This window comes from Mariluticola halotolerans (assembly GCF_021611515.1).
In the GTDB taxonomy this organism is placed as follows: Bacteria; Pseudomonadota; Alphaproteobacteria; order Rhizobiales; family Devosiaceae; genus Mariluticola; species Mariluticola halotolerans.
In genome coordinates this window covers 1,615,248-1,635,625 of the sequence record NZ_CP090960.1, presented here as the reverse complement: position 1 = coordinate 1,635,625, position 20,378 = coordinate 1,615,248, and the positions used below count along the sequence as shown (strand labels likewise).

The following is a 20,378-nucleotide window of genomic DNA, read 5'->3' as shown; positions in this document are numbered from 1 at the left end:
GATGGGCAGAAAAGCGCTCGGGCTCAGCCTCTGGCTGGGCGCGCTCGCCTTTGCGCTGGATCGCGGGCACAAATATTATCAGGTCGAAATGGCTGGCTGGCGGGGCGGTGAGTTCACCAATGTCACCAGCTTTTTCGATTATGTGCTCGTCTGGAACCCCGGTATTTCCTATGGTCTGCTGGACTTTTTGCCGCCGGGCGCCCTGCTGGTCATCATGCTGGCGGCGATGGTGCTGCTCGGCTTTTGGTGGGTGAAGGCGGAAACAGCGCTGGTGCGCTGCGGGCTGGCGATCTGCCTCGGTGGCGCGGCGTCTCACGTCATCGACCGGTTCCTTTATGGCGCCGTACCGGACTTTTTCCATTTTCATTGGGGAACATGGTCGTTTTATATATTCAATATCTCTGATGCTGCGATAACACTTGGCGTTGGCTTGTTGCTTGTTGATATGGTCTGGCCGCACAAGAAATCGGGCACGCAACCGCAATGATGCCAAATTCTGGTCTTAGACGCGGCAATCGGGTATAACGCTGCATCTTGTCGCGGCGGCAGTGATTTAAAGGGCAGTTAAGTATGAGTTTCCTCAACAATGGGCGCGCCGGTTTTGCAGCAGCCTTGCTGTTTGCATCTTTCGCGCTGAGCGCCTGCACGACCGTTGAGGGCACCAATGCCCTTGTGGACGCCTCCACTTTTGAGCGTGAAGTGGCCAACCAGACCCTGCAGGGTCTGGGCATGATGCCCAAAGAGAAAAAGCCGATGATCGAGACGCCGCGCGCGCCGCTTGTTCTGCCCAAGGACAAGAATGCGTTGCCGCCCCCCACAGAGGAAACCGCCGGCCTGTTGCCCGAAGATTCCGACAAGGTGCAGATTGACGCCTCCAACCTGACCGAGGACGAACTGCGCCGCCTGCGCAATGCCCGCGTGGTTGATTTGCGTTCCGTTTCCGGGCGTCCGCTGACCGAAACAGAATCCCGCCAGCTCACAGCCCGCATGACAGCCGCCCGCCTCAAGGCCAAGGCCAGCAGCCGGCCGCTGTTTTTGCCCCCCGACGAATATTTCACCACGGTTGGTGGCCAGGATCTGGTTTGTCTGGCCGAAAATGGTGACCTCGTGACGCTTGATGATCCAGCTTGCCCGCCGGAGCTTCGCGCCGCGCTGCAATAAATTCAATCGACGCAGAAGCCAGGCATTGCGGTGACACCCGCTTTGCCGCTACTGCATAACAAACATTGGGCCGCATCCCTGTTTTGAAGAAACAAGGGTGGGGTCCGGCGCTTTGCGCCGCTCCAAAGGAGTTACGGCATGCCCGATGCCACCGGAACACCCGCCACTGGAAACAGGCTCGCCAAAGTCATCGCCCGCGCCGGGCTGTGCTCGCGCCGCGATGCCGAAGTCTGGATCACCGAAGGCCGCGTCAGCGTCAACGGCAAGCAGATTCGCACCCCCGCCTTCAATGTTGTCGATACCGACAAGATCGTCGTCGATGGCAATCCGCTGGTCGCCCGTGCCGGCACCCGCGTCTGGCTGTATCACAAGCCCGCCGGGCTGGTGGTGACGGAAAAGGACCCCGAGGGGCGCGAGACGATTTTCGAGGCTCTCGAAAAAAACGGCCTGCCGCGCGTGCTCACCATCGGCCGTCTCGATATCAATACCGAAGGCCTGCTGCTGCTGACCAATGATGGCGGCTTGAAGCGTGTGCTGGAATTGCCCGCCACCGGCTGGCTGCGCCGTTACCGCGTGCGCGCCCATGGTTCCGTGACCCAGGCCAAGCTCGATTCCCTGAAAAACGGCATCACCGTCGATGGCGTCAAATATGGCCCGATCGAAGCCGAGCTGGAGCGCGAGCAGGGGGCCAATGTCTGGATCACCCTCGCGCTGCGTGAGGGCAAGAACCGCGAAGTCAAGAATGTGCTGGCCGAACTGGGCCTGCAGGTGAACCGCCTGATCCGCACATCTTACGGGCCGTTCCAGCTGGGCGATGTGCCGGTGGGCGGTGTGCTGGTTGTGCGTGCCCGCGTGCTGCGCGACCAGTTGGGCAAAAAGCTGGCCGCAGAAGCCGGGGTGGATTTCGATAGTCCCTTGCCCGCCGATGCACCGCCTGAAGTTGCCGCCCGCGATCCCAATCAGCGCATGCGCAAAAGACCCGAAGGCGAGCTGATCCGTCAGCCAAAGCCGCGCGGCCGCACCGGCGCGCCAAAGCCCGCACCGGCCCCCGCAGGTGGCAAGCCGCGCAAGAACGCGCCAGAGCGCAAAGGCAATTTTGAATTCAAGCCCCGCGCCCCGCGCGAGGAAAAACCGGTTGAACGCCGCACGGTGCATTTCACCGATGGCCGCGATTCCGTCGAATTCGAACCCAAGGCCAAGCGCCCGCGGGCCGATGATGATGCACGCGGTGGCGGCTTCAAACGTGACGGCGCGGCGCGCCGCGATGATGAACGCCCGCGCGGTGGCCGCGCCGATGGCGAACGTTCCTTCGGTGACCGGCCCCGGTCGCCCCGCCCGCCAAGGGGCAAGGATGATCGCGCCCCCGGTGGCGGTGATCGCCGTCCCGGTGGTTTCGGCGACAAGCCCCGCAGCGCAAGGCCAACGGGCGATGCCCGCTCGTCTTCAGGCCCCCGTGGTGGCAAGCCCGGCGGCAAACCGGGCGGCAGGCCCGCTGGCCGGCCCTCGGGCGATCGTCCATCCGCCGGCGGCCCGCGCAAGGGCCCGCCCCGTGGCCGCACCCCCCGCTAAAGCCTGATGCGTATTGTTGCCGGCCGGTTCAAGGGCAAACAGCTGAAATCCCCTGCGAGCGATGATATTCGCCCGACCTCGGATCGCGTCCGCGAATCCCTGTTCAACATTCTGGCAAGCCGCCTCGGCCCGCATTTAGACGGCGTGCGGGTGCTCGACGTTTTTGCTGGCACCGGCGCGCTGGGGCTGGAAGCCTTGTCGCGCGGTGCCAGCTTTGTCGCCTTTGTCGATAGCGGTGTCGAAGCACGCGGCCTGATCCGCGACCATGTCGATGCCTTTGGCATTGGCGGTCAGAGCAAACTGTTAAAGCGCGACGCGACCGATCTCGGCCCCATCGAAAAATTCGCGCCCTTCGATCTGGTCTTTCTCGATCCGCCCTATGGCAAGGGCTTGGGCGAGCAGGCCCTGGCCAGCGCCGCCAATGGCGGCTGGATTGTCCCCGAGGCGACAATCGTGCTCGAGGAACGCAAGGACGTGGTGCTGGACCTGCCCGCCGGTTTCACCCTCAAAGACCGCCGCGACTATGGCGATACGGCGATCCATATCCTGCGCTATAGCTAATTTTCAGCGTTTAAGTTGCCGCTTGAACGAAGACGTCTTAGACAACAAACGCGCCGCTTGGCGGCCTCTATTCGTTTTAGCGACGATCTGTCTTGCTTTCAGGTTATCAGAAAACCTAGTCGTAGCACGCAACAAAACCTCTTCACTCCACTGATTGAGACTTTTCCCCTCGGCTTCCGCCGCCAGAGACGCTTTCGCGTGCACGCTTGGGGCAATCCGCAACATTAGATTTCCGGAAAACAACTTCTCCGGCGTCTTTCCCAGTTTGCGGCAGGTGGCGAGATAATCGTCAACCGCCTCGGCAAATGCCTGCTTCAATGTTTTCACATCATCTGCGTGAAAGCCGACAACATCATTGATGCCGAGCACACGGCCAACAAAAATATCATCCTCCGCATCAAATTCCACACTGGCCTGATAGCCTTGGTAACTCAGATTTTTCTTCATGGTGTTAGTCCGATTTTTATCAGGAAATCCCGCGCATCCCGCACCTGGTAACGCTTGGCTTCCTTTTCGGGGTGCGGACGATGGAAGGTGGCGATAACGCCGCCCTTCTCAAATCGAACGCGCGATCCGCTACCCTCAATCACTTTGCATCCACCCGCCACAAGCAGGTTTTCAATCGATACCCATGCAATTGTGCCCGATACAGGATCGGTAAAGATCGCCTTCAGCACTTTTGCATGCTTGCTGTTCATGATTGCATATGAGCATTGCCGGGGCAATTTGCAATCAAAAAATGATTGCAAAAGGCAAAAGTCCCGCCTAGCGCCGCCCGAACAGGCGTTCGATATCGCTCTTTTTCAGCTCGACATAGGTGGGCCGCCCATGGATGCACTGGCCCGAATGCGGGGTGGCTTCCATGTCGCGCAATAGCGCATTCATTTCATCAACCCGCAATTGCCGTCCCGAACGCACCGAGCCATGGCAGGCCATGCGCGCGATAATCGCGTCGAGCCGTTCCGAGAGTGCTGCAGTCGTGTCCCATTCGGCCAACCCGTCGGCCAGATCCTTGATCAGCCCGGTCACATCAGCCTGTCCCAATAGCGCCGGTGTTTCATTGACCGCAATCGCCCCCGGCCCGAACCGGTCGATATAAAGCCCCAGCTTTTCAAGAAATTCCGCTGCCGCCTCCAGCCGGTCGCAGTCTTCCTCGGGCATTTCGATGACAATGGGGATTAATTGCGCCTGGCTCGCCACCGGGCCTGCCGCCAGTTGCGTTTTGAACTTCTCATAGACCAGCCGTTCATGGGCGGCATGCTGGTCAATCAACACCAGTGCATCGCCGCTCTGCGCGACAATGAAATTCTCAAACATCTGCGCCCGCGCCGCCCCAAGCGGATAATCCGGCGCTTCTGCAATTGGCTGATAGGTTTCAAACCGGGCGCTCGGTTCATTCAACCCGCCAAAAGACGGGGTGGTTGGCACCTGCCAGTTTTGCGGGGCCGGGGCAAAATCGCGCGGCGCGGCTAGGCCGGATGAGAACTGATCAGCCGGGCCGGGGGCTGAAGGGTTTGGCGCATGCGGGGCCTGAAAGGCATTCAGCGTTGCCTCGGCAACGGTTGACGAGGCCTTGTAACCGGCGGCGGCCAGCGCTTCCTGAATGGCGCGATAAACCGCGCTGCGCACCGCGCCCTGATCGCGAAACCGCAATTCCGCCTTGGCCGGGTGCACATTGACGTCCACCTCATGCGGATCAATGGCTACAAACAATGCAATGGCGGGAAACCGGTCACGGAAAATGAAATCGGCATAGGCCCCGCGCACAGCCCCCAGCAACACCTTGTCGCGCACCGAGCGGCCATTGACGAAATAGAACTGGCTAAGGGAATTGGCCCGCGTGAAGGTGGGCAATCCCGCAAGGCCCGCCACCACAATGCCGTGCCGTGACGCCCCAAGGGTCACCGCATTGTCGGCAAAATCCGCGCCCACCACCTGCGCCACCCGCGCTTGCAGCGCACCGGGGCCACTCTGCGCCGGCCAGTTCACCGCCGTGCGGTCGCTGCCATCGAGCACGAAATGCACTTCCGGATTGGCCATGGCCAGCCGCTTGATCACATCGGTGATTGCCCCCGTCTCGGCCCGGTCGGATTTGAGAAATTTCAGCCGTGCCGGTATCGCGGCAAACAGGTTCTTGACCTCAATGATCGTGCCCTTGTTCATCGAGAACGGGTAGGGGCCGTGCGCCACCCCGCGCTTCATCTCCAGCCGCAACCCGCTTTCCGCATCCGCCGGGCGCGAGGAGAGGGTCAGATCGGACACCGAGCCGATAGAGGCCAGCGCCTCACCGCGAAACCCCAGCGAACGGATATCCTCGAGATCATCCGATTGCAGTTTCGAGGTCGCATGCCGCTCAACCGAGAGCACCAGATCAGCTTCGTCCATGCCGCAGCCATCATCCTCGATGCGGATCAGGCTTTTGCCGCCGCCCGATGTGGTGATGATAATGCGTGCCGCCCCCGCATCGAGCGCATTCTCCACCAGTTCCTTGACCACGCTGGCAGGCCGCTCCACCACTTCGCCGGCAGCGATGCGGTTCACCAGGTCGTCGGGTAATTGGCGAATGGGCATTGGGGTGATTCTCCTGTCGGCTGAGAGTAGAGCGGGCAGCGCGGCAATGCACCCCGCTCCACAGGACAATCCAAAGCTGCTATGGCTCATTTCATGAAACAAAATGCTTCCCCCATGGACCACGCCCTTGCCCTGGCCGAACAGGCCGCCAATGCGGGCGAAGTGCCCGTTGGTGCTGTCATCATGCGCAATGGCGAACTGGTGGCGGCGGAACGTAACCGCATGCGCGAACTGGGCGATCCCACAGCCCATGCCGAACTGATGGCCATCAGGGCGGCGCTGGCAGCTGTCGGGGCGCAACGGCTGGCTGATTGCGATCTCTATGTCACGCTGGAACCCTGCACCATGTGCGCGGGCGCAATCGCCCATGCCAAGATAAGGCGGCTCTATTATGCGGCTGATGATCCGAAGGGCGGGGCTGTGGAAAGCGGCGTCAGGTTTTTCGCCCAGCCCACCTGCCACCATGCCCCCGAAGTGATTGCGGGACTTGGCGAAAGGCGGGCCGCCGATATGCTCAAAGCATTTTTTGTTGCCCGGCGATAAACGCCTCAACCTTTTCGCCCAGCAGCCGCTTGAACCGTTCCTTGTCGCGGGCACCGGCTTCCACGATCTCGCGCACCCGCCAGTATTCATAAGCGCCGAACGCACTCACATGCGGGCGGATATAGATATCGGGCGGATAGGCGGCGATATAATGGGCGATCAGGGAATGCATCATGATCTGCGCCGAGCCAAGCGTCAGGTCAATCGCCGAGGGAATGCGGGTGGTTGCATGCTCGGGCGGGTCACCATTCACATCAATACCGATCAGAATATCTGTATCCGCCGCCACCGCATCAAGCGGCATGGGGTTGACCACGCCCCCGTCCACCAGCAGCCGCCCGTCAAACTCCACCGGTTTGAAAAGGCTGGGAATGGCAATCGATCCGGCAATCGCGGGCACAATCGGCCCGGAATGGAAAACCGCCTGATGCCAGGACCGGAAATCGGTGGCGATAATATAAAGCGGCGTGCGCAAATCGCGGAAATCATCGGTAAAACCGGGGGGCAGAAAGGCGCGGGTTATTTGCAGCGCGTCGAGCTGCATGGAAATGCCGCTACGAAACACATTGCGAAAACCCCTCATCTGGGTTTGCCACAGGCGCCCGGTGATCGAACGCATGTCGCCCAAAACCTCGAACGAATGTTCCCGGATATCGCGGCCGGTCATGCCGGCGGCCCACCCGGCCCCAATCAGCGAGCCGATAGATGTGCCTGCAATCACCGATGGCCGCAGGCCAAGTTCATCCATGGCTTCGATAAACGAGATATGCGCCAGGCCACGGGCAGACCCGCCGCCAAGCGCGATGCCAATACGTGGCCCCGTTATCGTGCTCACCTGAGTTCCCTTCAGCTATCAGCGCCATCTGGCGCAAACTGAAGCGTAGATTAGCAAATGCGGCTTTGAAAGTGGTTAAGCGTTTTTGTGCTCGCGGGCGATGGCGCGCCACCCGATGTCGCGGCGGCAAAACCCGTCCGCCCAGTCAATCCGGTCAAGCGCTTCATAGGCTTTTGCCTGTGCGTCAGCGGTGGTCCCGCCCAGAGCCGTGACGTTGAGCACACGCCCGCCATTGGCTCTCAGCATCTCACCGTCCCGTGCGGTGCCCGCATGAAAAACCTGCACATCGGCGCTATTCTGCGCATCGGCCTGATGAATGGGGGTGCCCTTGGCGTAGCTCCCCGGATAGCCCTTTGCGGCCATCACCACGGTCAGCGCCACATCATCCTGCCAGTCCGGCACAATCCCGGTCATGTCGCCTTTGGCTGAGGCTTCAAGAATTTCAATCACATCGGATTTAAGCCGCAACATCAGCACCTGACATTCCGGGTCGCCAAAGCGCGCATTATATTCAATCAGCTTCGGGCCTTCCGCCGTCAGAATCAGCCCCGCGTAAAGCACACCCTGAAACGGCGTGCCGCGCTGCACCATGCCTTTGACTGTCGGGGCAATGATATTGCGCTCCACCTCGGTCAACAGTTCAGGCGTCATCACGGCAGCGGGCGAATAGGCCCCCATGCCGCCGGTGTTAGGGCCCTCATCATTGTCATAGGCACGTTTATGGTCCTGCGCGCTGGCAAGGGTTACAAACCGCTCGCCGTCGCAAATGGCAAAAATCGAAACTTCTTCCCCTTCGAGAAATTCCTCGATCACCACTTCGGCGCCCGCCGCACCAAAACTGCCGGAAAAACAATCGACCAGCGCCGCTTCCGCTTCTTCAAGTGTCATGGCAACAGTCACGCCCTTGCCGGCGGCCAGCCCGTCCGCCTTGATGACAATCGGCGCGCCTTGCACCCGTACATAGGCGAGCGCGGGTTCGAGGCTGTCAAAACGACCATAACCGGCTGTGGGAATGTTCATTTCATCGCAGAGCACTTTGGTGAAGGCTTTTGAGCCTTCCAATTGTGCGGCGGCCTTGCTGGGCCCGAAAACGTCAAAACCTGCAGCGCGCAGGTCATCGGCCAGCCCGGCCACAAGCGGTGCTTCCGGCCCGACAACAACCAGATCAATTGCCTCGGTCTGGCAGAAGCGGGTAACTGCGGCATGATCGGTGACATCCAGAGCGATGTTTTCCGCCACCAGCGCCGTGCCGCCATTGCCCGGCGCCACATAGAGTTTTTCCAGTCGCGGCGATTGAGCCATCTTCCAGGCCAGCGCGTGTTCGCGTCCACCCGATCCGATCAGCAAAACCTTCATCACCCGGCCCCCAAATTTCTGCGTCGCGACCGTCTATCATGTGGTCCCGCCGCCCGCCACCCTTGACGTGGCTATTATGGACAGGGCACTGCTAGTTCATGAGTGATGCACCCACAAATGCCCATGAATTTACCGTCTCGGAAATTTCCTCGGCCGTAAAGAGCACGATTGAAGACCAGTTCGGCCATGTCCGCGTGCGGGGCGAGGTGGGACGGCTGTCGCGGCCCGGCTCCGGCCATCTTTATTTCGACCTGAAAGACGAGAACGCCGTCATGTCCGCCGTCGCCTGGAAGGGCGTTGTCGCCCGCTGGCGCATCCAGCCCGAACAGGGCATGGAAGTCATTGTCACCGGCAAGCTGACCACCTTTCCCGGCCAGTCAAAATACCAGATCATTGTCGAAAATGTCGAACCCGCCGGTGTCGGCGCGCTCATGGCCCTGCTCGAGGAGCGCCGCAAGAAATTGCTGGCCGAAGGCCTGTTCGACAAGGACCGCAAAAAGGAACTGCCCTATCTCCCCCAGGTGATCGGCGTTGTCACGTCACCAACCGGTGCGGTGATCCGCGATATCCTGCACCGGCTCGATGACCGGTTTCCAACCCATGTGATTGTCTGGCCCGTGCGTGTGCAGGGCGATAGCTGCGCCCCCGAAGTCGCCGCCGCCGTACGCGGTTTCAATGCGTTGCAAGCGGGCGGGCCAATTGCCCGGCCTGATCTGATCATCGTTGCCCGTGGCGGTGGTTCGGTTGAAGATCTTTGGGGCTTTAACGAGGAAGCCGTGGTCCGCGCCGTCGCCGAAAGCGATATTCCGGTGATCTCTGCGGTGGGTCACGAAACCGATATCACCCTTGTCGATTATGCCGCCGACCGGCGCGCGCCCACCCCGACAGGGGCCGCTGAAATGGCCGTGCCCGTCCGCGCCGAACTGATTGCCTATGTCGAGGATTTGGGCACCCGCCAGCGCGCCGCCACCCGCCGTGTCGCCGCCTCCTATCGCGACCGGTTGCGTGCTGCCAGTGCCGGGCTGCCGCGCCCGCTCGATCTGGTCGCCAATGCCCGCCAGCGCCTCGATTTCGCCGGGGAGCGCCTCTCCGGCGGCCTGCGCGCCGCCCGGCAGAAAAAGGCCCTGCATCTGGCCAATATCGCCCCGCGCCTTTCCGCAACCCTGTTGCGCCAGCGCACCGGCGACGCGCATCGCCACCTTGATCAATTAACCGGGCGCATCCCCAATGCGGTGACCCGCTCGCTGGCCGACCGGCAGCGCCACCTCAACGGCATTGCCAAACTGCTCGACAGTCTCAGCCACAAATCGGCGCTGCGGCGCGGCTTCGCGCTGGTCACCGATACCAAAGGCGCTCTGGTGCGCGCGGCGGATGGCTTGCAGCCGGGCGACGGGCTGACACTTGAATTTGCCGATGGCAAGGTCGGCGTCATGGTCGGCGATACCAGCGGCGCCCCGGCCAAACCCAAACCGGCGAAATCAACGCCGCCAAAGGCAAATCCGGACGATCCCCAGACGACGCTCTTTTGATTGGGCGTCAAACTGGCTATAGGTGGGGCATTGTTAAAGCGCGGGCAGAAGTTAAGATAGGCTCATGAACATTCTCGATCCCAATTTTGCACCTTCCGAAGCCAAGCTGCGCTATGGCGATGCCGATTTCGACATCATTCAGCCCGGCAGCTTTGTGCGCTGCGCCATAACCGGCAAGCCGATCCTGATCGATGACCTGAAATACTGGAATGTCGACCGGCAGGAAGCCTATATCGATGTCGATGCCGCCTACGAAGCCTATATGCGCTACGCCGACAGATAAGCATTGGCAATGTCAGGCGGCCCCCAACGCATCTTGTTTATCGCCAATGGCAATGGCGAGGATTCCATAGCGGCCGCGATTATCGCCAAGCTGCCGGAAAACATCGCCGCCGAGGCCTATCCCGTGGTCGGCGCCGGCAATGCCTATACAAACCTATGCCCCATAGTCGGCCCGCGTTCCTTCATGCCCAGCGAAGGCTGGCGGCACACGTCCGGCTCGGTTGCCCGCGATGTTAAGGGCGGCATGCTAAAAAGCATCTGGCCCGCAATCCGGTTTCTGCGGCAGGCGCGGGGGCACTATGACAAGGTGGTTGCGGTCGGGGATGCGGTAACGCCCCTGTTGTGCAGGCTGGCGGGTCTGCCCATCGATATCTATCTCGACGTCTTCAAATCCGGCTATGCCCATAGCTATTCCGCGCCCGAGCGCTGGCTGATCGGCTCTATTGCCAAAAAAACCTATTGCCGCGACACCATGCTGTCCAAAGGCCTGAGCGACAAGGGTATTCTGGCCATGAGCGCGGGCAATATCATGCTCGATACCGTGCCTTATGGTACCTACGAAATGGCCAGCAAACGCCAGCACGCACGTGCCGTGGCCCTGTTACCCGGCAGCCGCGTGTGGACCGGCGAAAGCCTGAAACTTCAGGTAGCGGCCTTGCGGCAATTGCCAGCGGATCTGGTGCCCGATATTTTTGTCGCTGTCGCGGGCGGCATTGATGTCGCCGAATTAGCCCGTGCCACCGGCCTCGTGCATGAACCACCCCGCGATGAAACCCTCGCCGATCTGGGTCAGCTCAAAGGCGATGGTCTGGTACTGCATCTGGCCACCGGGGCCATCGGCAACCTGATCGTTGGCAGCGACATTGTTCTGTCCCAGGCGGGCACGGCCACCCAGCAGGCGCTGGGCCTTGGCAAACCGGTCATCACATTCAACCGCGCCGACAACCGCCCCAAACGCATGGCCGATGAACAGGCGCTAATGGGCGAAGCCCGCATTCTCACCCCGCCCGATGCAACCGCACTGGCCAGCGCTTTGCAGCGTCTGCTGGCCGACCCCGCTGAAACCGTTCGGCTCGGCACTATCGGCCGGTCCCGCCTTGGCGGGCCGGGCACCATGCAGGCGGTGGTTGCTGATTTGAGTGCCTGAAAACGGAATACGTTTCAACACGTCGTCATTCCCGGCTGCGCGGGAATGACGACGTGAGGGACGCGAAACAGGTGTCTTGAACGCCAGTTACCTAGTCTTCGTCCGGGTCCATCAAGCGGTGCAAATGCACGATGAAATAGCGCATATGCGCATTGTCGACCGTCATCTGTGCCTTGGTCTTCCACACATCATAGGCCGCTTTGTAGTTCGGATAGACGCCAACAATGTCCACGGCATCAAGGTCGGTGAACTGGATATTGTCGAGATCGGAGAGTTCCCCGCCGATCACCAGATGCAGGAGTTGTTTCTCTTGTGCGCTTGTCATCAGCTTCGCTGCTCCAGATTGAGGTCATCGGTACACGTGTCGGGGCATCCATACACCCGCAACAAGGCACCATGAACCAAAGGTTTTAGCGTTTCGTCAGCCATGGCCGCAAGGGCGCTGTGCCGCGTGTCAGCACGATTATAGAGCGGGGTGCCGCAGCACACATCCTCGAAATTGATCCCGCATTCGGAAAGAATGATGGCCGCCCCGGCAATGTCCCAGTCCTGCGCGCCGCGCCGGGCCACCGCCGCATCCACCCGGCCTGTCGCCACCTGCACCAGCCGATAGGCCAGCGAGGGATAATGGTCGCCGCGTACATAATCGAGACCATCCGCTTTCAGTTCCGTATGCACCGCACCGGGCGCGGGAATGATGGCGGGGCGCTGGAGGGTGAGATCCGGGGTCAGCTTCTCTCCGTTCAAAAAGGCACCGCCGCCTTTTGAGGCATGATAAAGTTCATCGCGCGCCGGGGCATAAATCACACCGGCAATCGGGTGGCCATTCTCCACCACTGCCAGCGAGATGGCCCAGCAATCATCGCCGCGCATGAAGGCGCGGGTGCCATCAATCGGATCGATAATGAAAACGCGCTCTGCCTTGAGCCGGGACTGGTCATCAACGCTTTCCTCGCTCAACCAGCCATAGCCGGGCCGCGCAGCGCGCAGCGACTGCATTAAGAACTTGTCGACGAGAAAGTCCGCCTCGGTAACCGGGGAGGCGTTTTCCTTGGTCCAGGATTTGAGCTCGCGGCGGAAATAACCGGCCGCAATGATCCCCGCTGCCACCGCGTTCGAACGCAAAAGTTGCAGGTCGGCCTCAATGTCATGAACAGCGTTTTCAGCCATGGGCGCTCGGGGAGTCTCCTTATATGCGCTTCCTATGCGAGCGCCTGCGAATGCGCAAGCGCACCGGGTTCGGTTAATCGGCCCTTACACCAATTGAGGACCTGCTAACCCTTTTCAAAACAACAAAAACTTAACCCAGTTTTTTAAGTGGAACGAGAAGGGATGCGCGTAGGTTGGGGTCAACAAGAGAGCACCAAACAAAAAAAGCTCTCGGAAGTTGACAGGAAGGTTGAGATAATGGTTCGGGGCGTGGGGATGCAAAGTTCATCCGGCGTAGTTTTGTTCGGGGCGGCACGCGCGCAGCGCGGGCAGTTTTCCGCTGCAAATGACAATGAAAACAAACCACCGGTAATGACCGTGACGGTGCGCAGAAAGCTTGAGAAAAGCGGTGTCGCCATCAAGATCAAGGTGCCGGTGAGTGAATATTTCGGCGTCGCCGTCTCTACCAGCATCACCGATGAGGGTGTGCTCTCGAGTGCCATCGAACTGGTGCACGAGGACAAGGACCTGAACTATCGCGTATTTCAGGAAATCGGCAATTCAGACGTTGTCGCGGAATGGCAGAACTGGGGCCGCAAGCTCCGCCTGCCGCTCTATATCAAATCCGGCGATGGCAACCTGATGCCCTATAGCCAGCAGGTTGATGGCGTTGTCGTTGGTAACGAGACCAGCCGCCGCCAGACGGTCAACCAATCCAATCGCCGTCCGCGTTTTCTGAACCGGCGCAAGCCCGGCAGCGAAACCGCCTGACGATTTCGTAAGGATAAGGCGCGCCTTTAAAACTTCCAGGCGAGCCATAATGCCAAGGTGAAGGCCAGCCCCGTATAGTGGTTGGCCTTGAACCGTTTCAGGCAGTTGTCACCATCCTTGGGGTCAAGCGTTGCCACCTGCCAGATCAGAATGGCGGCCGGCAAAACCATGGCCACAAGAAATGCCGTGCCGGCGCTCGCCGACAGGCCGGCCCAGACCCAAAGGGCAAATCCAGCGGCATAAAACACAGCCACCATGGCCCGCGTATTCTCGCCAAACAGGCGCGCAGTGGATTTGACGCCGATCAGCGCATCGTCTTCCACATCCTGCAGCGCATAAATTGTGTCATAGCCGATCACCCAGCAGATGCAGCCGAGATAAAGCAGAATGGGCGGCTGAAACAGCGCCCCGAATTCCGAAGCCCAGCCCATCAGCGCGCCATAAGAGAAGGCGAGACCCAAAAAGAATTGCGGCCAGTAGGTCACCCGTTTCATGAACGGATAAATGGCCACCAGCGCCAAAGAGGCAACGCCCAGCCAGATTGTGAATGTGTTGAACTGCACCAGCACCGCCAGCCCGACGAGCGCCTGCAGCACCAGAAAGGCAATGGCCTGTTTGGTGGATACCTGCCCGCTGGGGATGGGCCGCAACCGGGTGCGCGCAACCTTGTCGTCAATGTCCCGGTCAACAATGTCGTTAAAGGTGCAGCCCGCACCCCGCATGGCGATGGCCCCGATCAGGAACAGCAGAATCGAAAGCCAGTTAAAGGCCGTGTTGGGCCGGGCAACAGCCGCAAGCCCCACCGAATAGGCGCAAGGCCAGAACAAAAGCTGAAACCCGATCGGGCGATCAAGCCGCGCAAGGCGCAAATAGGGTTTCGCCCAATCCGGCGCGAACCGGTCCACCCAGTTGCCGCGCACTGCATCGGCAACGCTGCCGGGATTGCGATCTTCAGTTTGCATGCTCGCCCACTCCTATTATATGCCGGGGACGCTAATCAGCTGAGAAGTGAAGTCAAGCCACGATGCCCCGGACCCACAAGACCTTGAAGCGATTATACGTAGAACACCCCCTGCAGGCGGGCGCGCAAATTCCGCTGGATCGCGACCAGAGCAATTATCTGCTCAATGTCTTGCGCAGCCGGGCAGGGGACCAAACGATTGTGTTCAACGGGCGCGATGGGGCCTGGCTGGCCGAGATTGTGCCCGAGGGCCGGAAAGCCGCCTTGCTGTTCCTGATCGAACAAAGCGCCGAACAAACCCCGCCCAACGATCTCTGGTACGGTTTTGCGCCGCTCAAATCCGCCCGGCTCGATTACATGATTCAAAAGGCGACCGAAATGGGCGCCGGGATCATCCAGCCGGTCATGACCCGGTACACGCAAGTCAGCCATCTCAAGCTGGAGCGCATGCGCGCCAATGCCATTGAGGCCGCAGAACAGTGCGAAGTGCTCAACGTGCCCGAAATCCCCGAACAGACCAGTCTCGGGCAATTGCTGGCTACCTGGAGCGAAATTCATGGCGACCGCAAGCTCATCGTCGCCGATGAAGAAGAGGCTGCCGGGTCGCCGATAGCAGCTTTGAACGCGCTTGAGGGGCAGCGTCTCGGTCTGCTGATCGGGCCAGAGGGTGGCTTTGCCGAGGAAGAGCGCGCATTATTGCGTGATCAGGCCTTCACCGTCCCGGTTTCGCTGGGGCCGCGTATTCTGCGGGCCGATACGGCTGCAGTGGCCGCACTGGCGGTAATTCAATCAACCATCGGTGATTGGCGATAAAAGGATTGATTTCGGCGCAATGCCTTATATGGTCGCGCAGCGCTTCCTGTCCGGTTGCAATCCGTTTATTGCGGAGCAACCGGAAATGTTGCTGCTGGGTTGAAACAGGATAATTCGAATATGTCGATGGCCACCGATAATGGTGATTCCCCGCTACTGGGTTCACGCGCTGATCTGATTGAAGCGCTGTCCCGGGGCTGCAAGCCGAAATCCGAGTGGCGCATTGGCACCGAGCACGAGAAGTTTTCTTTTTATCGCGAAACGTTGAAGCCTGTCCCCTATGCGGGCGACAAAGGCATTCGCGCCCTGCTCGAAGGCATGATGCAAAGCGGTGCGTGGGAGGCGGTCCATGATGACGGCAAGCTGATCGGCCTGAAATCAAGCGATGGCGGCGGCGCGATTTCACTGGAGCCGGGCGGGCAGTTCGAGTTGTCGGGCGCGCCACTGGCAAATGTGCATGAAACCTGCACCGAGACCAACGACCACCTGCGCCAGTTGCGCGCTGTGGCCGATCCGCTCGGTATCGGCTTTCTCGGTCTGGGTGTCACCCCGACCTGGAGCCTGGCGGAAATCCCGCAAATGCCCAAAAGCCGCTATGCGATCATGGCCCCCTATATGGAAAAGGTGGGCACTCTGGGCACCTCGATGATGTTCCGCTCCTGCACTGTGCAGGCCAATCTCGATTTTGGCTCCGAAGCCGACATGGTCAAAAAGCTGCGTGTCAGCCTCGCCCTGCAGCCGGTCGTGACCGCATTGTTTGCCAATTCACCCTTCCTTGATGGCAAACCCAATGGCTATTTGTCATTCCGTTCGCAAATCTGGCGCGATACCGATGCAGATCGTACCGGCATGCTGCCTTTTGCCTTCGAGGATGGCATGAGCTTCGAGCGCTATGTGGATTATGCGCTCGATGTGCCGATGTATTTCATCCGTCGCAATGGCAATTATATCAATACCGCTGGCGAAAGCTTCCGGGCCTTCATCGATGGCAAGTTGCCGCAATTGCCGGGCGAAACACCAACCCATGCCGATTGGGAAGACCACATTTCAACGATTTTCCCCGAAGTGCGGCTGAAGCAGTTTCTTGAAATGCGCGGGGCCGATGGTGGCCCATGGCAGGAAATTTGTGCCCTGCCGGCGCTTTGGGCCGGTTTGCTTTATGATCAATCCGCGCTCGATGCGGCCTGGGACATGGTCAAGGATTGGACCAAGGAAGAACGCCAGACCCTGCGCGATGCCGTGCCGGTCACCGCACTGAAAACCGCATTCCGCGATCGCAATGTCCACGATCTGGCCCGTGAAATGGTCGACATCGCCCATGCCGGGCTGAAGGCGCGCAACAAGCTGAACTGGGAAGGGGCTGACGAAACCCTGTTCCTCACCCCGCTGCAAAATACATTGAAGCTGGGCAAGACACGCGCCGACCGCCTGCTCGATCTTTATCACGGGGCCTGGGCCGGCGATATCGACAGGGTTTATAGCGACGCCGCATTCTGATTTCGGGGCGGGCGTGGTGCGCCCGCCTATTCAGCCGCGTCCGACAGGTTTGTCTGATGCCCCTCGAGATTGCCCATACTGCCAACGATATGCGTGGCCAGCGCGTCATAAATGCCGCCATAGGCATGGCTGGCGCGCATCAGCGCAATCTGTGCGTCATTGAGCCGGGGCAGGCCATACGAATCGTCAACCACCCGCATGCCGGGCTGTAGCGCGCTCTCGGGCAAAAACCCGACTGCCAGATCGGCCAGCACCGCACTTGAAATGGCCGTCGCATTCGATGAGGTGTAAGCGATGCGATAATCCTTGCCGATCCGGTTCAGCGCATCGACAGCATTGGCGCGCCAGTAACAGCTTTGCGAACCCGAGGCGAGGGGCAGAGGATCCGACCCCAGCGCCAGCCCGCCATGTGAGCTGACCCAGAACATTTTCTCGGTGCGGAACAATTCGCCGAACTCATGCATCGTGCCCTGGGAGAAAACGATCAGGTCAAACCGACCGGTGCGCATGCCATCGAGCAGATCCTCTGAAGACATGCATTTCACATCGACAACGATTTTGGGATGCGTGCGCTGAAAACTGGAAAGAACGATCGGCAACAAACGAACAGCATAGTCATCAGGAATGCCAAACCGGATATTACCCGCAAGATCGCCTTCCGAGAACATGTCGATAATCTCGGCATTGACCCGCAGCATGCGCCGCGCCCGCGCATAAAGCGCATCCCCTTCCGGTGTCAGGGACACGGTGCGGCCTTCACGCAGCAGCAAGGGCTGATCGAGCCGCTCTTCCAGCCGTTTTATCTGCATGGAGACCGCCGACTGGGTTTTGTAAAGACGCCGCGCCGCTTCGGTGAAGCTGCCGCAATCAGCGATGGCGCAGAAGGTTTGCAACTGGTCGAGGTCAAGCGGCGTAGCCATAAGTCAAACCCATCACGAATATTGATCGATATGATGAAATCTATTTGTTGGACTGATGCAAGGCAAGAGCCTATCTGAATTATTGTCGGTGGCAGCACTTCAGCCGCGACAACCCGCCCCGTTCCCAGGGGACTTTAAACATTGGAGAAATGCCATGGCCTACTTGCTTGCAAGCGAGCGGTCTACAATTGCCGCTGCACCGTTCACCCCATTCCACGCCGTCGTGACCTGGTTGCGCACGGACGCCGAATTGCGTGCCCGGCGTAAGGCAATGAAGGCGCTTCTCCAGATGGACGAGGACCGGTTACTGGACCTTGGCCTGACCCGTCAGGACATTGTGGATTCGCTCCACGGTGGTCCCTCCCTCTCTGCCCGCCGCGCCGAACGTGCACGTGCTGGCACCTTGTCCCGCTAACATTCAACCATTCGGATTCCAAAGATGTCTCTGTTTTCGTTTTTCTCGCGCCGCGCCGGTCTTCAGTCTCTTTCAGCTCTCGACGACCGGATGCTGAATGATCTCGGCCTCAGCCGCAGCGATCTGGCTGATGCCGGCCGCATGGGGGCAGGTGCCACATCCCTGCTCGCCGAGCGTCGCAACCAGCGCGCCAGCTCCTGGATGCGCTAAGTCCAGCCGGCCGGGCGGGAACCTCCCGCCCGTCACTGGCGTTTTTCAGTTTCAAGAATCTTATGCACAAACGGGTTTACGAGTCCCGTTTGCGCGTTTGATGAGGCTGACGTCCCGTCAGTCTTTCCCTGACCCTGCCGGGCCTGCAAATCGTCCCCCGACGAGGCGCAGTGCCCGGATTTTTTTGTCCGCAACAACAAAAAAAGCCGCGCCGGCGGAAAACCGGCACGGCACAATCTTGTGCTGATCTCTATAAAATCAGGGCAGTGCGTCAAACCCGGCCTTGAAGCCGTTCAGCGATACCGGAATGCCGATTCCCTCTTCAGGGGTCCGGAACACCACAAATATAGCCGATGACCCGCTCGACAGCGTCTCCAGCAGCGCATCATCCATGATCACTTCGGCAACGCAGCCATTGGGCAGGCAGCGCACAAAGGCAACCCGCCCCATATCGGTGCCGTCAATGTTGAGGCCAAGCCCGTTGGGCAGCAAAACCCCGAGCGGGGCCAGCACACGCAGCAGGCGGGCCTGCCGGTCCGCTGTTTTCAGCACGATGACGGAAAGCCCGACATTTGGCTGATCTTCAGCCGTCACGTTCTGGATAATCGCGCATTGCTCAAAACTGGCGCCTGGCGGCGTATCGCAGCTGATCTGCCAGTCACCGTGCTGTTCCTTGACGATGCCCTGAGCAAAAGCTGCGGGTGCAAATGATATCTGTGCCGACAGCGCGAAAGCGATGACGGCGGCACAACGAATAAAAATATGTCTCACTTCGCTCAGAACTCCTGACGAATCTGTAGGCCGGAAACGGTATGATCCTGTGTCTGTCAGGGCTCCTGCTTTTGTCAACAGCAAGAGGCACCTGGCGCACTATAACGCGGGCACATTGATCTGGAAAACTGCGGCAAGGGTGAGGCAGGCGGGGAAATCTCTTTATAAAACATCCCGAGAAGCGCAATATGACGCACTCAACTGGGCTGTTGCGGAATTGCCTATTCTGGCGGGATGTGGTTTAGGTCAAAAAACTTACATCTTGCTCCGCTTTGAGTCGGGCGCTTTGATATGAATCAAGGGTGCTGCAACAAAAAAGTGGCTGTGACTGAACCAAACGGGAATTCAGGGGAGATTCAGGTGACCGGATTGTTTTTCCGTCTCTTTAAAATCACGCTTTTAGCACTCACGGCGCTCGTGCCGACTGCCGCATTGGCACAAGACGTTACCGCGCCCGTACCCGGCGCGATCGGCTTTCAGGAATCCGTGACACCGATCATGGACTCCATCATCGCCTTTCATAACGGTGTTTTGATGTGGACCATCACAGCCATCGTTCTGCTGGTGCTGGCATTGTTGCTGATCATCATTGTGCGCTTCAATCGGCGCGCCAACCCGGTGCCGGCAAAATTCACCCACAACACGCTGGTTGAAATCGTCTGGACCGTTGCACCGATCCTGGTACTCATCGTGATCGCGATCCCGTCTTTCGGCGTGCTGACCGATCAGCTGACTGTGCCGGACGGGGAGCGCAAATATCTCGGCTCCAACATCTTCTCCTGGGGTGAAGTGGAAGTGCCCGCCGCCACGTTGACCGTCAAGGCAACCGGCTATCAGTGGTACTGGGGCTATGAATATTCCGATCAGGACGAAGTCGGGTTCGATTCCATTTTGCTGTCGGAGCAGGATCGCGCCGACCAGAAGCCCAATCAGCCTCGTTTGCTGGCCGTGGATAACGAGCTTGTGGTGCCTGTGGATACAACAGTGCGCGTCCATGTGACCGCTGCTGACGTTATTCACGCGTTCGCCATGCCGTCATTCGGTATCAAGATCGATGCGGTGCCGGGCCGTCTCAATGAGACATGGTTCAACGCACGCAAGACCGGTCTTTATTACGGTCAGTGTTCCGAACTTTGCGGCAAGGATCATGCCTATATGCCCATCGCCATTCGCGTGGTCACCAAGGAAGAGTTCGCCACATGGATGGATGCGTTGCGCGCAGGCGATGTGTCTGATGCCAACCTGACACTGGCTGCAATCAACTAAACGCTGCGAATCCGGCAACGGAAATCGCGCGGAACGTATAAGAAGAGGGAA

24 protein-coding genes are annotated in these 20,378 nt (G+C 59.7%); 14 read left to right on the top strand and 10 right to left on the bottom strand.

What is annotated here, in order from left to right; all coding sequences use genetic code 11:
- Position 1 precedes the first annotated feature (1 nt).
- The 4 genes from lspA to rsmD all read left to right on the top strand — a co-directional run bounded on the left by lspA (position 2) and on the right by rsmD (position 3,291).
- Positions 2-487, top strand: coding sequence for a signal peptidase II (gene lspA / locus L1P08_RS07830; RefSeq protein WP_303619438.1), 486 nt, complete (start codon positions 2-4; stop codon positions 485-487).
- 83 nt (positions 488-570) lie between these two features.
- Positions 571-1,161, top strand: a complete 591-nt coding sequence (locus L1P08_RS07825) for a hypothetical protein (RefSeq protein WP_303619437.1) — start codon at positions 571-573, stop codon at positions 1,159-1,161.
- Positions 1,162-1,299: 138 nt separating this feature from the next.
- Entirely contained in the window at positions 1,300-2,730 is a 1,431-nt protein-coding gene (locus L1P08_RS07820; protein WP_303619436.1) for a pseudouridine synthase, read from the top strand.
- Between the two features lie 6 nt (positions 2,731-2,736).
- Positions 2,737-3,291 carry a 16S rRNA (guanine(966)-N(2))-methyltransferase RsmD gene (rsmD, locus tag L1P08_RS07815; protein WP_303619435.1) on the top strand — a complete coding sequence of 185 codons (555 nt, stop codon included), beginning with the start codon at positions 2,737-2,739 and terminating at the stop codon, positions 3,289-3,291.
- Positions 3,292-3,294: 3 nt separating this feature from the next.
- Here rsmD and L1P08_RS07810 read toward each other — a convergent pair whose 3' ends face one another.
- The 3 genes from L1P08_RS07810 to mutL all read right to left on the bottom strand — a co-directional run bounded on the left by L1P08_RS07810 (position 3,295) and on the right by mutL (position 5,862).
- On the bottom strand, positions 3,295-3,738 hold the full coding sequence (locus L1P08_RS07810) for a type II toxin-antitoxin system HicB family antitoxin (protein WP_438268445.1): 444 nt from the start codon (positions 3,736-3,738) through the stop codon (positions 3,295-3,297).
- Positions 3,735-3,989, bottom strand: coding sequence for a type II toxin-antitoxin system HicA family toxin (locus tag L1P08_RS07805; protein WP_303619434.1), 255 nt, complete (start codon positions 3,987-3,989; stop codon positions 3,735-3,737). The genes L1P08_RS07810 and L1P08_RS07805 overlap by 4 nt, the downstream gene beginning before the upstream one ends.
- Before the next feature lie 67 nt (positions 3,990-4,056).
- On the bottom strand, positions 4,057-5,862 hold the full coding sequence (mutL, locus tag L1P08_RS07800) for a DNA mismatch repair endonuclease MutL (RefSeq protein WP_303619433.1): 1,806 nt from the start codon (positions 5,860-5,862) through the stop codon (positions 4,057-4,059).
- Positions 5,863-5,955: 93 nt separating this feature from the next.
- Here mutL and L1P08_RS07795 point away from each other — a divergent pair, with 93 nt between their 5' ends.
- On the top strand, positions 5,956-6,405 hold the full coding sequence (locus tag L1P08_RS07795; RefSeq protein ID WP_303619432.1) for a nucleoside deaminase: 450 nt from the start codon (positions 5,956-5,958) through the stop codon (positions 6,403-6,405).
- Here L1P08_RS07795 and L1P08_RS07790 read toward each other — a convergent pair.
- Together L1P08_RS07790 and purD are read right to left on the bottom strand one after the other, a co-directional pair.
- Entirely contained in the window at positions 6,377-7,240 is an 864-nt protein-coding gene (locus L1P08_RS07790) for a patatin-like phospholipase family protein (RefSeq protein ID WP_303619431.1), read from the bottom strand. The two genes, L1P08_RS07795 and L1P08_RS07790, sit on opposite strands and share 29 nt — an antisense overlap.
- Positions 7,241-7,315: 75 nt before the next feature.
- Complete coding sequence (gene purD / locus L1P08_RS07785) at positions 7,316-8,596, bottom strand: phosphoribosylamine--glycine ligase (RefSeq protein ID WP_303619430.1); 1,281 nt, start codon at positions 8,594-8,596, stop codon at positions 7,316-7,318.
- 98 nt (positions 8,597-8,694) lie between these two features.
- On the opposite strand from purD, the gene xseA reads away from it, so the two are divergent.
- The 3 genes from xseA to L1P08_RS07770 all read left to right on the top strand — a co-directional run bounded on the left by xseA (position 8,695) and on the right by L1P08_RS07770 (position 11,554).
- Positions 8,695-10,125: an exodeoxyribonuclease VII large subunit gene (gene xseA, locus L1P08_RS07780; RefSeq protein ID WP_303619429.1), complete on the top strand. Its 1,431-nt coding sequence runs from the start codon at positions 8,695-8,697 to the stop codon at positions 10,123-10,125.
- Positions 10,126-10,189: 64 nt separating this feature from the next.
- The gene (locus L1P08_RS07775; protein WP_303619428.1) at positions 10,190-10,408 is read left to right on the top strand and encodes a DUF2093 domain-containing protein; all 219 of its coding nucleotides are present in this window, start codon (positions 10,190-10,192) and stop codon (positions 10,406-10,408) included.
- 9 nt (positions 10,409-10,417) lie between these two features.
- On the top strand, positions 10,418-11,554 hold the full coding sequence (locus L1P08_RS07770) for a glycosyltransferase family protein (RefSeq protein ID WP_303619427.1): 1,137 nt from the start codon (positions 10,418-10,420) through the stop codon (positions 11,552-11,554).
- A gap of 91 nt (positions 11,555-11,645) precedes the next feature.
- Here the strand turns inward: L1P08_RS07770 and L1P08_RS07765 are convergent, their stop codons facing one another.
- On the bottom strand, positions 11,646-11,879 hold the full coding sequence (locus L1P08_RS07765) for a DUF4170 domain-containing protein (protein ID WP_303619426.1): 234 nt from the start codon (positions 11,877-11,879) through the stop codon (positions 11,646-11,648).
- Complete coding sequence (locus L1P08_RS07760; protein WP_303619425.1) at positions 11,879-12,724, bottom strand: 3'(2'),5'-bisphosphate nucleotidase CysQ; 846 nt, start codon at positions 12,722-12,724, stop codon at positions 11,879-11,881. Before L1P08_RS07760 ends, L1P08_RS07765 begins: the two co-directional genes overlap by 1 nt.
- 255 nt (positions 12,725-12,979) lie before the next feature.
- Between L1P08_RS07760 and L1P08_RS07755 the strand changes: the two genes are divergently transcribed.
- Complete coding sequence (locus L1P08_RS07755) at positions 12,980-13,474, top strand: DUF6101 family protein (RefSeq protein WP_303619424.1); 495 nt, start codon at positions 12,980-12,982, stop codon at positions 13,472-13,474.
- Positions 13,475-13,500: 26 nt separating this feature from the next.
- Here L1P08_RS07755 and ubiA read toward each other — a convergent pair whose 3' ends face one another.
- Positions 13,501-14,436: a 4-hydroxybenzoate octaprenyltransferase gene (ubiA, locus tag L1P08_RS07750; protein ID WP_303619423.1), complete on the bottom strand. Its 936-nt coding sequence runs from the start codon at positions 14,434-14,436 to the stop codon at positions 13,501-13,503.
- A gap of 83 nt (positions 14,437-14,519) precedes the next feature.
- Here ubiA and L1P08_RS07745 point away from each other — a divergent pair, with 83 nt between their 5' ends.
- Together L1P08_RS07745 and L1P08_RS07740 are read left to right on the top strand one after the other, a co-directional pair.
- Complete coding sequence (locus L1P08_RS07745) at positions 14,520-15,248, top strand: 16S rRNA (uracil(1498)-N(3))-methyltransferase (protein ID WP_368077131.1); 729 nt, start codon at positions 14,520-14,522, stop codon at positions 15,246-15,248.
- Between the two features lie 126 nt (positions 15,249-15,374).
- On the top strand, positions 15,375-16,745 hold the full coding sequence (locus L1P08_RS07740; protein ID WP_303619516.1) for a glutamate--cysteine ligase: 1,371 nt from the start codon (positions 15,375-15,377) through the stop codon (positions 16,743-16,745).
- Positions 16,746-16,771: 26 nt separating this feature from the next.
- Here the strand turns inward: L1P08_RS07740 and L1P08_RS07735 are convergent, their stop codons facing one another.
- Positions 16,772-17,665: a LysR family transcriptional regulator gene (locus L1P08_RS07735; RefSeq protein WP_303619421.1), complete on the bottom strand. Its 894-nt coding sequence runs from the start codon at positions 17,663-17,665 to the stop codon at positions 16,772-16,774.
- Positions 17,666-17,819: 154 nt separating this feature from the next.
- On the opposite strand from L1P08_RS07735, the gene L1P08_RS07730 reads away from it, so the two are divergent.
- Positions 17,820-18,080 carry a DUF1127 domain-containing protein gene (locus tag L1P08_RS07730; RefSeq protein ID WP_303619420.1) on the top strand — a complete coding sequence of 87 codons (261 nt, stop codon included), beginning with the start codon at positions 17,820-17,822 and terminating at the stop codon, positions 18,078-18,080.
- 24 nt (positions 18,081-18,104) lie between these two features.
- Entirely contained in the window at positions 18,105-18,290 is a 186-nt protein-coding gene (locus tag L1P08_RS07725; RefSeq protein WP_303619419.1) for a YjiS-like domain-containing protein, read from the top strand.
- Positions 18,291-18,548: 258 nt separating this feature from the next.
- Here the strand turns inward: L1P08_RS07725 and L1P08_RS07720 are convergent, their stop codons facing one another.
- On the bottom strand, positions 18,549-19,046 hold the full coding sequence (locus L1P08_RS07720; protein ID WP_303619515.1) for an invasion associated locus B family protein: 498 nt from the start codon (positions 19,044-19,046) through the stop codon (positions 18,549-18,551).
- A gap of 375 nt (positions 19,047-19,421) precedes the next feature.
- Here L1P08_RS07720 and coxB point away from each other — a divergent pair, with 375 nt between their 5' ends.
- Entirely contained in the window at positions 19,422-20,327 is a 906-nt protein-coding gene (gene coxB / locus L1P08_RS07715) for a cytochrome c oxidase subunit II (RefSeq protein ID WP_438268444.1), read from the top strand.
- Positions 20,328-20,378: the final 51 nt, after the last annotated feature.